The following is a 12,995-nucleotide window of genomic DNA, read 5'->3' on the forward strand; positions in this document are numbered from 1 at the left end:
ACAAGCCAATCGCCAGTAAAATGCGCCGCGCAAACTGGAATAGAGACTTCTTCCATGAGCTCTTTACTCATATGCGATAGCCCTGCCCCACGAGGGGGGAGATTGGCTGTCGCGGATGGTTTCGCCAATCGCCGGCGTTGAGGGAGGTGCGGAAGCGTCAGTAGGTCGTGCGGCCGCCGGACAGGTCGAAGACGGAGGCGGTGGTGAAGCTGTTTTCCCGGGAGACCAGCCAGGCGACCATGGCGGCGGCCTCGTCCACCTCCAGGAAGCGGCCGCGCGGGATGCGCACCAGCATGTATTCGATGAACTCCTTGGTGAGCGTGTCGAGGATGCGGGTGTTGGCGGTGGCGGGGGTGATGGCGTTTACGGCGATGTCATGTTTCGCCAGTTCCTTGCCGAGCGACTTTGTGAGGCCGATGACGCCCGCCTTGGCGGCCGAATAGGCGGAGAGATTGGGGTTGCCCTCCTTGCCGGCAACGGAGGAGATATTGACGATGCGGCCGTAGTTGCGCGCCTTCATGGAGGGGATCACCACCTTGTTGACGTAGAAGGTGCCGTTCAGGTTGATGTCGACGACGCGGCGCCATTCGTCCGGGTCGTAGTCCTCCAGCGGCGCGTTGCCGCCGGCGATGCCCGCGGAATTGACCAGGATGGAGACGGGGCCGATTTCCTTCTCCACCTCTGCATGGACGCGTTCAAGGGCCGGAAGGTCGGTGATGTCGACTGTCTTTTCGGAAGCCGAAGGGCCGAGCGCCTTCGTCGCCTCCCCGAGCAGATCGGCGTTCAGGTCCCAGAGACTCACCCTGGCGCCGGAATCGATCAGCCGCCTGGCTATGGCGAAGCCGATCCCTTGAGCGCCGCCCGTCACCACGGCCACCTGGCCTTCGAGGTCAATTCTGTTCATGTGATTTCCGTTCGATGAATGCTGAGGCGCAAGGCCGGTCGGCTTCCTATTCCAGGTGGAACATTTTCCTGAGCGGCACCTGCACCGGCTCGTTGTCGGGAAGGGTTTCCATGATGTCGGCCATGTGGTCCCACCAGCGGCGCACGATTTCGTTGGCGGGCAGCGCGTCCATCTCGTGGTCGTCGGCGCGCGTCAGGATGGCGAAGAGGTGGTGGGTCTCCTCGTCGAGCCAGATGGAATAGTCCGAGACGCCGGCCTCGCGCAGGAGCGCGGCCAGCTCCGGCCAGATCTCGTCGTGGCGGCGCTTGTATTCGGCCGCCTGGCCGGGATTAAGGTTCATGCGAAAGGCGAGCTTCTCGGGCATCCGCTTCCTCCCCTGTTGCAGACGGGCCTGTTGCAGACCACCAGGATCTCTCATGCCATCGGTTCGCCGGCTTGGCAAACGCGCTGGCGTTCGCGAGCGTCTTCGGGAGGATGGCTCATCGGCGCCTTGCAGTGTGGCCTTGGGGACATAGTGCATTCCTTGCGAAGGGGCTATGGTGCCGGCGATGGCGGAACGCCGGGGTGGGGCAAAAGAACGTCATACCGCCAGAGAAGGACCGGAAATGAACCAAAACTACGATGCATATGCCGTCGCCATCATTATCGCTTTCGGCGCGCTCATCATCGGTGGGCTGATGGCCGCGGCGATGGTGTTCGGTCAGCGCGACGCCTTCTTCTTTGCGCTCGGGGCGGCCGCGGCGGCATGGATATCGGGTTATGCGGTGTTTCTGGACCGGCCGCGCACCTTCATGGCGCTGGTGGGGCTATCCGTGTTGATGGCGATCGCCTCGACGCTGGTGCTTGCCTTCTGATCAGCTGCGTTCTCTTTGTTTGAGCATGATGGCCGGCTGCACGAGGTTGGCCATGAGGCGGAAGACGCCGGGGACGAGCTTGTCGAGCTGGTGGTGCAGGGTGAGGCTGGTATGGGTATGCCGGCCATCGCCGACGCGGGCGGAGAGGAGCGAACCCTTCAACGGTGCCTCGCCGGCATCGTGCATGGCCAGAAGCGGCGTATAGGCGCCGTCCCATTCGGCGGCGAAATAGAGGCCGCGCTCCTTGTCCCAGCCGGCAAAATCTTCCGCATCGATAGTGTTGGGGCCTTTCAGCAGGCCGTGATCCGGGGCGAGGAATTCGACGGGCGAAGCCGGGTCGGTGACGCGCCAGCGCAGCGACGGCGTGCCGATGACGAGGCGGCGCGGCGGTGTGCTGCCGGGCGACCAGCCGTCGGTGGGGCGGTGATAGAGGGTGACGAGATGGCCGCCCGCCTCCACCCACGCGTGGAGCCGCCGCGTGGCGGCGGCAAGGTCGGGGCGCAGGCCGAAGGCGAAAATGCCGACGACGATGGTGGTGAAACGGTCAAGGTCGCCGCGCATTGCCGCCCCGTCCAGATCGACCACGTCCAGCCCCATGCGCTTCAGCCAGAGGCCGGCACGGTCGGCGCCGCCGCCGATATAGCCGACCCGGGCGCCCTCCGGCAGCCGCAGGTCGAGCGCCAGGACGTCGAGGTTCTGCGGGGCGATGAAGCGGGTGCGGCCGATGTGGGGATAAGCGATGGGGGTCTGGCGATGGGCCTGGGCGCCGTTGACGCTCGCCGGGAGGGTGTGGCGGCCGGGGGCGAGGTCCGGTGCGATGTCGAGCGCGAAGCCGTCCGCGGCCGGCCTCGCGGCGATGCCGGGGCGGCTTTCCAGATCGAGCCGGGCCTCGGCGCCTTCGAGGCGGGCGCGGATGGCGGCCCGTTGCGGCACGGCATGGGTGGAGACGATCAGTGCATCGGGCGACAGGGCCAGCGAGTGGGTGGGCACGATGTCGAGCGGCTGTTCCGGGTCGGCGAGGATCTTTATGCCGCGGCCGCCGATTTCGGCGCTCAGCGCCACACGGACCGTGCCGCTGCCCAAAAGGCTGGAGAAGGCGGGCGGATAGGCGTTGGCGACGGGAGCATCTGGCGAAACCTTCAGCGGGAAAGAGGTGACCGGCCCCTTACGCGCCGGAGCGCCGCTTGAGATGCCGTCCGGCAGGACGGGCGTGATCTCGACCGCGCCGGCCGCCTCGGCAGGCGCAAGGTGCACGTGGAGCGTGCCGCTGCCGCCGGGGGTGAGGGCCGCGGGCTCGGCCCAGAGCGTGGGGACGATGCCGGCGGCGGCGGCGAGCGCCGCATCGATCTCGGCGAGCTTGCGCGTCAGGCGATGGCCGATCCGTTCCTTCTCCTCGTCCGAGAGGCGGCTTCGGGCGGTCTCGATGTGCCGCGCGGCGGCGACAAGGGCCGGGATGATCCCGGCCTGGCGCGGAAATGCGTCGAGCGCCTCGCCGATGCGAACCTGTGCCGCGCGAAGCTCCGCTCCGGTTTCCCGGTCGAGGCCGGCGGCGAGGTCGGCCAGCGTTGCCGGCAGATGGTCGCGGATGTCGGTCTCGGCGCCCTTGCCGCCACGCTTCAGGTGCAAGGACCACGCGCGCTGCGGCTCGGGACGCCACTCGCCCATGCCCTGGGAGGCATGGTAGGCGCGCGACCATTCGCCGATCTCGTCGTAGGCGGCGCCCGTGGCCGCGTCGACGCCGGGGGCGTTGACGGTCACGGTCGCTTCGGGGGGCGGGACCTCGTCGTCATAGGTGCCGCCGCCGCCGGACCAGGCGGGGAGATAATATTTGCCGACTTTCCAGGGGGTGAGGCCTTCGGCCAAATGTTCCGGGTAGGCGTTCGGATCTGCGGCGCGCTTGACGGCTTCTTCCGCGGCTTCGGTCATGGCGCGGTGATGGCCGTGCTGGCCGGGCACGTCGAGGAAGGTGGGGATGACGATGTCGGGCCGCTCGGTGCGGTAGGCGCGCACCAGCCGCTCGACGATGCGCTCGCGGCCCCAGCGCGAAAGGGTATCCTTGCCGTTCTTGGAGAAGCCGAAATCGTGCACCGGGTCGTCCGGGCCATGGCCGAGCCAGACGATGTCGGCGTCCAGCGTGCGCGCCGCCTCCTCCATCTCGCGGGTGCGCAGGACGCCCAGCGCCCCCATGCGCTCCGGCCCGAGGCCGTTCTGCCCGCCCTCGCCGCGCGTCGAGCAGGCGACGATGACGCGCATGCCGAAGGCGAAGCGGAAGGCCGCCAGCATGCCGCTTTCCTCGTCGTCGGGATGGGCGCCGGTGTTCATGACGGTGAGCACAGAACTTAGCCGGCTCAAGGACCGGTGCAGCTCGACCAGGGCAGGACGCTCTTTCCGGCGTTGCAGGCGCTCGCGGGGGGTCAGCATGGGGTCGTGTCCTCGTGTTGCGGGTGTTGAGCGACGCTCAGATGCGGCGAAACGGTGTCGAGCAGCGGCAGGGCGGCGGCGCCGAGGGCGGCCGTCAGCTGCCCGGTCTGGCCGCGGATGACGCGCGGCAGGGCGCGCGCGCTGCGCGTGGCGACGGAGACCGGCAGCGGCTCGAGCGCCTCGATCACCGCGTCGAGCACGGCATCGGGAAGGCCGCCGCCGAAGATGATGGTCTCGGGATCGAAGATGTTTTCCAGCATCGCCACGGTGGGCGCGAGATAATCCGCGGCCTCGGCGATCCAGCCTATCACGACCGGGTTGCGCGCGTCGTAAAGGGCTTGCAGCGCGCCGATTGTCGCCGCCTCGTGGCCGGCCGCGGCCAGGCGCTCGCGCAAGGCGAAGACCGAGGCGAAGCGCTCCAGAGCGCCGTCGGGGCCGTATGTGCCCTGCCGGTTGCGTGGGGCGATGCCGATGTGGCCGATCTCGCCGGCATTGCCGAAGGCGCCGCGCAGAGGGCGGCCGTCCTGGATGACGCCAAGGCCCAGGCCGACGCCGAAATAGAGGAAGCAGAAATTGGTGATCTGGCGCCCGGCGCCGTAAAGCCGCTCGCCGACGGCGGCGGCGGTGGCGTCGTTGTCGAAGGACACCTGCTCTCCGGTCGCCTGAGCGATCAGCGGCAGGGGATCGACGCCGGTCCAGCCGGGCAACGTCGCCGGGCCGACGGAACTCATGCCTTCGATCTCGAAGGGGCCGGGCATCACCACGCCGATGCCCAGCAGGCGCTGGGTCGCCCTTCCCAGCGTGCCGCGCAGGCTCTCGATCTCCCGTGCAATCCGGCCCGGGACATGCCCGGGGTCGGTGTGCTCCAGCGGGCTGATGGACTGGGCCTTGAGGCCGCCCGACAGGTCGAGCAGCACGGCGACGATATGATCCGCGGCGACCTCGACGCCGGCGGTCAGCGGACCGTCCGGGTTGACCGCGAACTGGATGGGCGGCTGGCCGCGCCCGCTGCGCAGGCGGCCGAGCTCGATCAGCAAGCCTTCCTCGGTGAGTTCCTGGACGATATTGGCCACGGCCTGCGGCGTGAGGTGCGCGTGACGGGCGATCTCGGCACGGCCAAGATGGCCGTTGGTGCGGATCACCTCCAGCACCACACGCCGGTTATGCGCCCGGTTGCGCTCGGGATTGCTGCCGATCGCACCGCGCCGGCGGTGGATGCCCTTCCGCCGATTGTCCATGCAACTGTCTCCGAGGCTTCAACTCGACCGGCAGGCTATTTTCCCCGATAGAATAACTCAAGTAGATTATTTTATTGACAAGCGCGGCCTGCTGCGATGACGTTGAAGCCTGGAACGGACGAACCTGCCGTTTCGAGGGGAAATAATCCGCCGCGGCCGAAGGGAGGCCGACGGCGAGCACATGGAGGATTGCAATGCGCAGCAGGACAAGGCTCGCCGGGCTCGTTGCCGGCATCAGCTTTCTGGCCGTTGGCTCGGCCCAGGCGGTCGAGATCGAATACTGGCAATATGTCTTCGACAGCCGGGTGAAGGCGATGGACCAGCTCATCGCCAATTTCCAGGAAGCCAACCCGGATATCACCGTCAAGCATGTCACCTTCCCCTATGCCGACTACCAGACGCGCGTCGTGGCGGCGAAGGTGGCGGGACAGGGCCCGGACGTGGTGCAGCTCTTCTACGGCTGGCTCGACAATTTCGTCGCCGGCGGGCTGATCCAGCCGCTCGATCCGGAAATCTTTCCGCATGAGGAGATCGAGAGCGACTTCTTCCCCATCGTCTCGGCGATGAAGCGCGACGGCGACTATTACGGCCTGCCGACGGCCGTGCGCTCGCTGGCGCTGTTCTATAACAAGGCGCTGTTCGAGGAAGCCGGTCTCGACCCGAACAAGCCGCCGCAGACGCTGGACGAGCTTGTCGAGGCGGCGAAGGCCACCGTCAAGCGCGACGACGGCGGTAACATCACGTCGGCAGGCATTACCGTTGCGATGGAGGGACAGGATCACCAATGGTGGCGCGAGGTCCTTATCCGCCAGTTCGGCGGCCAGCCCTATTCGGACGATGGGAAACAGGTTGCCTATGACGATGAGGCGGGCCTTGCCGCCACCAAGTTCCACGCCGGCCTGCAGACCGAGCACAAGGTCGGCCTCAACGGCTTCATGGACGAGGGGCAGGCGGCCTTCCGCGCCGGCCTTGCTGCCATGACCATCGACGGCACCTTCCGGCTCGGCGCGTTCGAAAGCAATCCGTTCGAATGGGGCGTGACCGAACTGCCGGCCAATGCCGACGGGATGCGCTCCAACTATTCGAGCTATTTCGCCAACGCCATCGGCGCGCTATCGGAGGGCGAGGAGCTGGAGGCCGCGCAGAAGTTTCTCGCCTACATTTCCTCGCCGGAGGCGATGGAGGTCTGGCTGGAGACCGTGGGCGAATTGCCGGCACGCAAAGACGTGGCGCTGACGGAGAAGAACCTTTCCGACCCCACCTACGGGCCGTTCCTCAAGGGGCTGGAATATGCCCACACGACGCGCTTCGTCGACGAGGCGGCGCAGCGGCAAGTGATGATCGACATGGAGAACCGCATCTTCCTGGAGGGCCAGGACCCGGCCGAGGCGCTGGCGCAGGCCGCGGAGGAGGAGCAGGCTATCCTCGACAAGTTCTACAATAAGTAGGACAGCAGGGGCCGGGGCCATGACATCGGTCGCCACACAATCGGGCCCGGCGCGCGGCGCCGGGCTGTGGGATCGCCTGACGATCCGCACCAAGCGCGTGGTCTGGGCGTGGGCGTTCCTCGCCGTGCCGATCGTCTTTTATGCCGGCATCCGGTTCTACCCCACCTTCCAGGCCTTCTGGCTCTCGCTAACGGACTGGGACCTGTTGAGGCCGGCGAGCTTCATCGGCCTCGGCAATTACGAGGCGCTGTTTTCCGACCCTCTGTTCTGGCGGGTCTTCCGCAACACCTTCACCTATCTCATCATCGGCACGCCGGTGAGCCTGGTGATCGCCTTCGTGGTGGCCTATTACCTTGACCGCGTGCGCTTCATGCACGGCTTCATCCGGGCGCTCTATTTCCTGCCGTTCCTGACGACGGCGGCGGCGATGGCCTGGGTGTGGCGGTGGTTCTATCAGCCGGTGCCCATCGGCGTGATCAACGGCTTCCTGGGGACGGTGGGCCTGCCAGCGCAGCCTTTCCTGCGCTCGGTAGACCAAGCGCTGCCGGCGATCATGGCGACGGCCATCTGGGCGGGGCTCGGCTTCCAGATCATCATCTTCATGGCCGGCCTGCGCGCCATCCCCACGACCTATTACGAAGCCGCGCGCATCGACGGCCTGGGGGAATGGGCGATCCTGCGCAAGATCACGCTGCCGCTGCTTAAACCCACGACAGTCTTCCTCGTCGTCTTCTCCTCGATCGGCTTCCTGCGCATCTTCGACCAGGTCTACAACATGACGACCAACGACCCCGGCGGGCCGTTGAACTCTACCAAGCCGCTGGTGCTGATGATCTACCAGACGGCGTTCTCGTCCTACGACATGGGGTATGCGGCGGCGCAGACGGTGGTGCTCTTCACCATCCTGCTCATCGTCTCGCTGATGCAGCTCTGGGTGCTGAGGAACCGCGCATGACGACGATGGCCGCCCCCACGACCGAGCTTGCCGCCAACGGGCGCGACATCCGGCCCGGCCGCATCGTTACCTGGACGCTGCTCCTGATCGGCGGGCTCGTGATGATCACGCCACTCGCCTTCATGTTCTCGACCTCGCTGAAATCGGCGGGGCAGGTCTACGACCTCAGGCTCATCCCGGCGCAGCCGACGCTCGACAACTATATCAAGGTGCTGTCCGACGGCCGCTTCCTGCGCTGGTTCGTGAACTCGACGCTGGTGGCGACGGCGGTGACGCTCTCCAACGTCTTCTTCGACAGCCTGGTGGGCTACACGCTGGCGAAGTTCCAGTTCCGCGGGCGCTATTTCATCTTCCTCGCCATCCTGTCGACGCTGATGATCCCGACCGAGATGCTGGTGATCCCGTGGTATCTGATGTCGAGCCAGCTCGGATGGCTCGACACCTATTGGGGCATCATGTTTCCCGGCATGATGACGGCCTTCGGCACCTTCCTGATGAAGCAGTTCTTCGAGACGGTGCCGGACGATTTCCTGGAGGCGGCGCGGGTGGACGGGCTCAACGAGTTCACCATCTGGTGGAAGATCGCCATGCCGATGGTGACGCCGGCTATCTCTGCGCTTGCCATCTTCACCTTCCTGGGCAACTGGACGGCCTTCTTCTGGCCGCTCATCGTCACCACCAGCCGCGAGCTCTATACGCTGCCGGTGGGGCTTTCGAGCTTTGCGGTCGAGCAATCGATCCAGTGGGAGATGATCATGACGGGGGCCGCACTCGCCACCGTTCCAACACTCATCGTGTTCCTGGTGCTGCAGCGGTTTATCGTGCGCGGGGTGATGCTGGCGGGGCTGAAGGGGTAGGTGATGTCTATAGGTGGAAGCAGGGTTGCCCGTCGGCGCCGTTTACCCCCCTCTGCCCTGCCGGGCATCTCCCCCTCAAGGGGGGAGATCGGCCGTCACGAACGGTTTCGCCAATTGGCAGCGTCTCAGGAAGAGAGCCGGAGCAAGCGGCCGGCGCAATCTCCCCCCTTGAGGGGGAGATGCCCGGCAGGGCAGAGGGGGGTGCGAAGGGGCGCCGGCCTTCGAATGAATGCACCCGAAGACACGGTGCTCTAAACCATGAACGACCCACGCAAGACCGACAAAAGCACCTTCCCCGACCCGGTCTACAAGGAGACCGTTCTGAAGCCCCTTTTCGACGGCGCCAAGGCGCACCATGTCGAGGGCTTCCGTGCCGTTGACCGGGCGCATCTGGTCATGCTGGCGGAGACCGGAATCCTGAGCGCCGAGCAGGCGGGGACGATTGCAAAGGCGCTTGAGGAGATCGACCGCGATATCGACGTTTCCAAGCTCACCTACACCGGCGAGGTGGAGGATTTCTTCTTCCTCATCGAAAAGGAGCTGAAACGCCGGCTGGGGCCGGACCTGGCGGGCCGGCTGCACACCGCGCGCTCGCGCAACGACATCGACCACACGCTTTTCAAGCTGGCGCTCAAAGCACGGATCGACCGTCTGCTCGAGAAGGCGCAGGCGCTCCTGGAGGTGCTGATTGCAGCGGCGGAGCGCGAGAAGGAGACGCTGATCGTCGCCTATACGCATGGGCAGCCGGCGCAGCCGACGACCTTCGGGCACTATCTTTCGGCCGTCATCGAGGTGCTGATCCGGGATATCGAGCGCGTGCGGGAGGCGCGGGAGATCGTCGACCTCTCGCCCATGGGGGCGGCGGCCATCACCACCTCGGGCTTTCCCATCGACCGGGGGCTTGTGGCGGAGCTTTTAGGCTTTTCCGCGCCGCTTGAGAATTCCTATGGCTGCATCGCGGGGGTGGACTATGTCACCGCGACCTATGGGGCGATGGAGCTGATGTTCCTGCATCTCGGCCGGCCCATCCAGGACCTGCAGTTCTGGACGAGCTTCGAGGTGGGGCAGGTCTATGTGCCCAATGCCTTGGTGCAGATCTCCTCCATCATGCCGCAGAAGCGCAATCCGGTGCCGGTCGAGCATCTGAGGCACCTGGCGAGCCAGACCTTCGGCCGGGCGCGCGCCATGCTGGACGTGATGCACAACACGCCGTTCACCGACATGAACGATTCGGAGGGCGAGACTCAAGGCATGGGATACCAGGCCTTCGAGAGCGCGTATCGCGTGCTCGACCTTCTTGCCGCGCTCGTTTCGCAGATCAGGATCGACCCGGCGCGCGTGGCGGCCAATGTCCGCCGCTCCTGCATCACCGTTACCGAGCTTGCCGACAGCCTGGTGCGCCGCGAGGGGCTGTCCTTCCGCGAGGGGCACGAGATTGCGGCGGCGACGGCGCGGGCGGTGGTGGCCGTCGACGGGGATCTGGCGGCGGACGGGTATGCGGCCTTTGCCGAAGCCTTCGCGCGGGCGACGGGACGGGCGACGACGATCGACGAGAAGACGTTCGCCGAGCTGGTCTCGCCCGAGCATTTCGTCGCCGTGCGAACGCGCTTCGGCGGGCCGGCGCCCGAGCCCCTGGCCGAAGCATTGGCCGGCTATCGGGAGAGGGCGCGGAGCTTTGCCGCGCGGGCGCGGGAGGATGCCGAGCGGCAGGCGGAGGCGGCGCGGCGGTTGCAGGAAAAATTCACCGCATTGACGGAGCGGAGCTGATGGCGCGGATCGAGCTTGACGGTCTTACCAAGAAATACGGCCAGGTGCTGGCCGTGCAGAGCATCGATCTTGCCATTGGCGATGGCGAGTTCGTGGTCTTCGTCGGCCCGTCGGGCTGCGGCAAGTCGACGACGCTGAGGATGATCGCCGGGCTGGAGGACATCTCCGGCGGTGTGCTCAAGATCGCCGGCGAGACGGTGAACCAGCGCGAGCCCAAGCAGCGCAATGTGGCGATGGTGTTCCAGAACTACGCCATCTATCCGCATATGACGGTGGGCCAGAACATCGGCTTCGGCCTCTACACCTCCAAGCTCTCGAAGGCCGAGAAGCAGGAGCGCATCCTGGAGACGGCGCGCATCCTGGGGCTGGAAGAGCTGCTCGACCGGCGGCCGGCCGCGCTTTCGGGCGGCCAACGGCAGCGTGTGGCCATCGGGCGGGCGATGGTGCGCGATCCCGTCGCGTTCCTGTTCGACGAGCCGCTTTCCAACCTCGATGCGCAGCTGCGCTCGGCCATGCGCATCGAGATCAAGCGGCTGCACCAGCGGCTGGGCACCACCGTCGTCTATGTCACGCACGACCAGGTGGAGGCCATGACCATGGCCGACCGCATCGTTGTGATGCGCGACGGGCGCATCCTGCAGGTGGGCACGCCGGTGGAGCTTTACGAGAACCCGGTGGACGTCTTCACGGCGCGCTTCATCGGCAGCCCGGCGATGAACCTGGTGCCCGGACGGATCGACGAGGGGGTGCTGGCGCTGCCGGGGGCGACACTTTCCGGCGTCGATGCCAGCGAGGTGTCGGGCGGCGACGTGCTGGTGGGCGTGCGCCCGCACGATCTGGTGATCGGCGAGGCGGATGGCGGGGGCCTTACCGTCTCGGGCCTCGTCACGGCCGCCGAGCCGCTGGGCTCGGAAACGCTCGTGCATCTCGACATCGCCGGCACCGAGGCCATCGCGACCGCGCCGGGCCGGGTCATCCCGGCGGTCGACAGCACGGTGACGGCGGCGGCGGCGCCCGGTTCGCTCTACCTCTTCGACGCCAAGACGGAGCGGGCGCTGGGCCGGCTATGATGCTGCAGAAGACAGATCGCGGGGCCATCGTGAGCCTCGGCCGCATCTATTGCGATTTCGTCTTTACCGGCCTTGACGGCATGCCGCGGCTCGGCCGCGAATTGTTCGCGGAGGAGATGACGCTTGCCGCCGGCGGCGGCGCCTTCATCACCGCCGCCCACGGTGCCGCCCTCGGGCGGTCCACGGCGCTGGTAGCGCGGCTCGGCACCGATGCGCTCTCGCAGGCGATCGAGCCGCAACTGGCGCTGCCGGGCGTCGACCTGCAGTTCCTCGACCGGCATCCTTCCGCCGGGCCGCAGGTGACCGTGGTGATGGTCGAAGGCAGGGACCGGGCCTTCCTTTCCCGCCGCGCCGGCGCGGCCGAGCCGACCACGCTCGCCGCCGCACTCTCCTGGCCGCGGGCACGGCACCTGCACATTGCCGAATATGCGACACTTGCCGAGATGCCCGACGTGGTGCGCCGTGCGAAGGAGCACGGCCTCACCGTCTCGCTCGATCCGAGCTGGGACGAGACGCTCATCCGCGACGCATCTTTCCTCGACCGCTGCGCCGGCGTCGACGTGTTCCTGCCCAATCTGGAGGAAGCGCGGGCGCTGACGGGCAGAGAAGCGCCAGGGGAGGCGCTTCAGGCGCTGTCGGCGCGGTTTCCGGCCGTGGCGCTGAAGCTCGGGGCCGAGGGCGGGATGCTGAGCATGGGCGGCGAGGTTTGCGCGCTTCCTGCCCGGAGCGTTCGTGTCGTCGACACGACCGGTGCCGGAGACGCGTTCAACGCCGGTTTGCTGGACGCCTGGCTCGACGGCAAGACCGCCGAGACCTGCCTTGCGGCGGCAATCGCCGCGGGCACGCGCTCCGTGCAGGCCGCCGGCGGTGCGGCCGCGGTCTCACCTTCCGCCAAGGCTAGTTGAGCCACATATTCGAGGGACGATGGCGGGTTCGACCGGCTTCCCTCCCCCTTGAGCAGGGCTATCGCATATAGGTCATTTTTGCCGGCTTCGCCGGAACCCCCACCCTCAATCCCTCCCCTCAAGGGGGAGGGAGGCAGGTCGAGCACGGCTTCGTCCCCCTCCCCCTTGAGGGGAGGGGTGAGGGGTGGGGGTCCCATCAAGGACTCAGAACCCATGTGCGATTGCCCTGCCCCTTTGTGGGAAGGGATTGGCGTCACACCAGCATGCCAAACGGCTTCTCCACCAGCCGCTTGAAGGCGGAGAGCAGTTCGGCGCCGAGTGCCCCGTCCACCGCCCGGTGGTCCGTCGACAGCGTCGCCGACATGATGGTGGCGGCTTTGATCTCGCCGTTCTTGACCACCGCCCGCTCCTCGCCCGCGCCGACCGCCAGGATGGTCGCGTGCGGCGGGTTGATGACGGCGGCAAAATCCTTGATGCCGTACATGCCGAGATTGGACACCGCCGTCGTGCCGCCCTGGTATTCCTCCGGCTTCAGCCTGCGGCTCCTGGCGCGGGCGGCCAGGTCCTTCATCTCGT

General features: G+C 66.9%; 12 protein-coding genes. 7 read left to right on the plus strand and 5 right to left on the minus strand.

Annotated features, from left to right (window positions below):
- Positions 1 to 157 precede the first annotated feature (157 nt).
- On the minus strand, positions 158 to 904 hold the full coding sequence (locus GM910_RS25900) for an SDR family NAD(P)-dependent oxidoreductase (protein WP_159593612.1): 747 nt from the start codon (positions 902 to 904) through the stop codon (positions 158 to 160).
- Between the two features lie 46 nt (positions 905 to 950).
- Positions 951 to 1,268, minus strand: a complete 318-nt coding sequence (rhaM, locus tag GM910_RS25905) for an L-rhamnose mutarotase (protein ID WP_159593614.1) — start codon at positions 1,266 to 1,268, stop codon at positions 951 to 953.
- Positions 1,269 to 1,509: 241 nt separating this feature from the next.
- Between rhaM and GM910_RS25910 the strand changes: the two genes are divergently transcribed.
- A complete protein-coding gene (locus GM910_RS25910; protein ID WP_159593616.1) occupies positions 1,510 to 1,758 on the plus strand; it encodes a hypothetical protein in 249 nt (82 codons plus the stop codon).
- On the opposite strand, the gene GM910_RS25915 is transcribed toward GM910_RS25910, so the two are convergent.
- A complete protein-coding gene (locus GM910_RS25915) occupies positions 1,759 to 4,179 on the minus strand; it encodes a PIG-L family deacetylase (protein ID WP_159593618.1) in 2,421 nt (806 codons plus the stop codon).
- The gene (locus tag GM910_RS25920; RefSeq protein WP_159593620.1) at positions 4,173 to 5,417 is read right to left on the minus strand and encodes an ROK family transcriptional regulator; all 1,245 of its coding nucleotides are present in this window, start codon (positions 5,415 to 5,417) and stop codon (positions 4,173 to 4,175) included. Before GM910_RS25920 ends, GM910_RS25915 begins: the two co-directional genes overlap by 7 nt.
- Positions 5,418 to 5,611: 194 nt before the next feature.
- Between GM910_RS25920 and GM910_RS25925 the strand changes: the two genes are divergently transcribed.
- From GM910_RS25925 to GM910_RS25950, 6 genes are all read left to right on the plus strand, one after another.
- Complete coding sequence (locus tag GM910_RS25925) at positions 5,612 to 6,865, plus strand: sugar ABC transporter substrate-binding protein (protein WP_159593622.1); 1,254 nt, start codon at positions 5,612 to 5,614, stop codon at positions 6,863 to 6,865.
- A 19-nt stretch (positions 6,866 to 6,884) separates the two neighbouring features.
- A complete protein-coding gene (locus GM910_RS25930) occupies positions 6,885 to 7,820 on the plus strand; it encodes a carbohydrate ABC transporter permease (protein ID WP_159593624.1) in 936 nt (311 codons plus the stop codon).
- A gap of 5 nt (positions 7,821 to 7,825) precedes the next feature.
- Positions 7,826 to 8,677, plus strand: a complete 852-nt coding sequence (locus GM910_RS25935) for a carbohydrate ABC transporter permease (RefSeq protein ID WP_159593632.1) — start codon at positions 7,826 to 7,828, stop codon at positions 8,675 to 8,677.
- Positions 8,678 to 8,935: 258 nt separating this feature from the next.
- Positions 8,936 to 10,444: an argininosuccinate lyase gene (argH, locus tag GM910_RS25940; RefSeq protein WP_159593626.1), complete on the plus strand. Its 1,509-nt coding sequence runs from the start codon at positions 8,936 to 8,938 to the stop codon at positions 10,442 to 10,444.
- A complete protein-coding gene (locus GM910_RS25945; RefSeq protein WP_159593628.1) occupies positions 10,444 to 11,514 on the plus strand; it encodes an ABC transporter ATP-binding protein in 1,071 nt (356 codons plus the stop codon). Before argH ends, GM910_RS25945 begins: the two co-directional genes overlap by 1 nt.
- Positions 11,511 to 12,419: a carbohydrate kinase family protein gene (locus tag GM910_RS25950; RefSeq protein ID WP_159593630.1), complete on the plus strand. Its 909-nt coding sequence runs from the start codon at positions 11,511 to 11,513 to the stop codon at positions 12,417 to 12,419. The genes GM910_RS25945 and GM910_RS25950 overlap by 4 nt, the downstream gene beginning before the upstream one ends.
- Before the next feature lie 253 nt (positions 12,420 to 12,672).
- Here the strand turns inward: GM910_RS25950 and GM910_RS25955 are convergent.
- A partial coding sequence (locus GM910_RS25955; RefSeq protein WP_201285604.1) for a 2-oxo acid dehydrogenase subunit E2 occupies positions 12,673 to 12,995 on the minus strand: 323 nt, incomplete at its 5' end.

Source organism: Chelativorans xinjiangensis (genome assembly GCF_009812055.1).
GTDB classification, from domain to species: Bacteria; Pseudomonadota; Alphaproteobacteria; order Rhizobiales; family Rhizobiaceae; genus Chelativorans; species Chelativorans xinjiangense.

What these genes read in the sequence shown, in the direction of transcription:
- GM910_RS25915 (WP_159593618.1), bottom strand. Translation starts at nt 4,179, where the DNA reads ATGCTGACCCCCCGCGAGCGCCTGCAACGCCGGAAAGAGCGTCCTGCC.
- GM910_RS25910 (WP_159593616.1), top strand. Translation starts at nt 1,510, where the DNA reads ATGAACCAAAACTACGATGCATATGCCGTCGCCATCATTATCGCTTTC.
- argH (WP_159593626.1), top strand. Translation starts at nt 8,936, where the DNA reads ATGAACGACCCACGCAAGACCGACAAAAGCACCTTCCCCGACCCGGTC.
- GM910_RS25920 (WP_159593620.1), bottom strand. Translation starts at nt 5,417, where the DNA reads ATGGACAATCGGCGGAAGGGCATCCACCGCCGGCGCGGTGCGATCGGC.
- rhaM (WP_159593614.1), bottom strand. Translation starts at nt 1,268, where the DNA reads ATGCCCGAGAAGCTCGCCTTTCGCATGAACCTTAATCCCGGCCAGGCG.
- GM910_RS25900 (WP_159593612.1), bottom strand. Translation starts at nt 904, where the DNA reads ATGAACAGAATTGACCTCGAAGGCCAGGTGGCCGTGGTGACGGGCGGC.
- GM910_RS25930 (WP_159593624.1), top strand. Translation starts at nt 6,885, where the DNA reads ATGACATCGGTCGCCACACAATCGGGCCCGGCGCGCGGCGCCGGGCTG.
- GM910_RS25945 (WP_159593628.1), top strand. Translation starts at nt 10,444, where the DNA reads ATGGCGCGGATCGAGCTTGACGGTCTTACCAAGAAATACGGCCAGGTG.
- GM910_RS25925 (WP_159593622.1), top strand. Translation starts at nt 5,612, where the DNA reads ATGCGCAGCAGGACAAGGCTCGCCGGGCTCGTTGCCGGCATCAGCTTT.
- GM910_RS25950 (WP_159593630.1), top strand. Translation starts at nt 11,511, where the DNA reads ATGATGCTGCAGAAGACAGATCGCGGGGCCATCGTGAGCCTCGGCCGC.
- GM910_RS25935 (WP_159593632.1), top strand. Translation starts at nt 7,826, where the DNA reads ATGGCCGCCCCCACGACCGAGCTTGCCGCCAACGGGCGCGACATCCGG.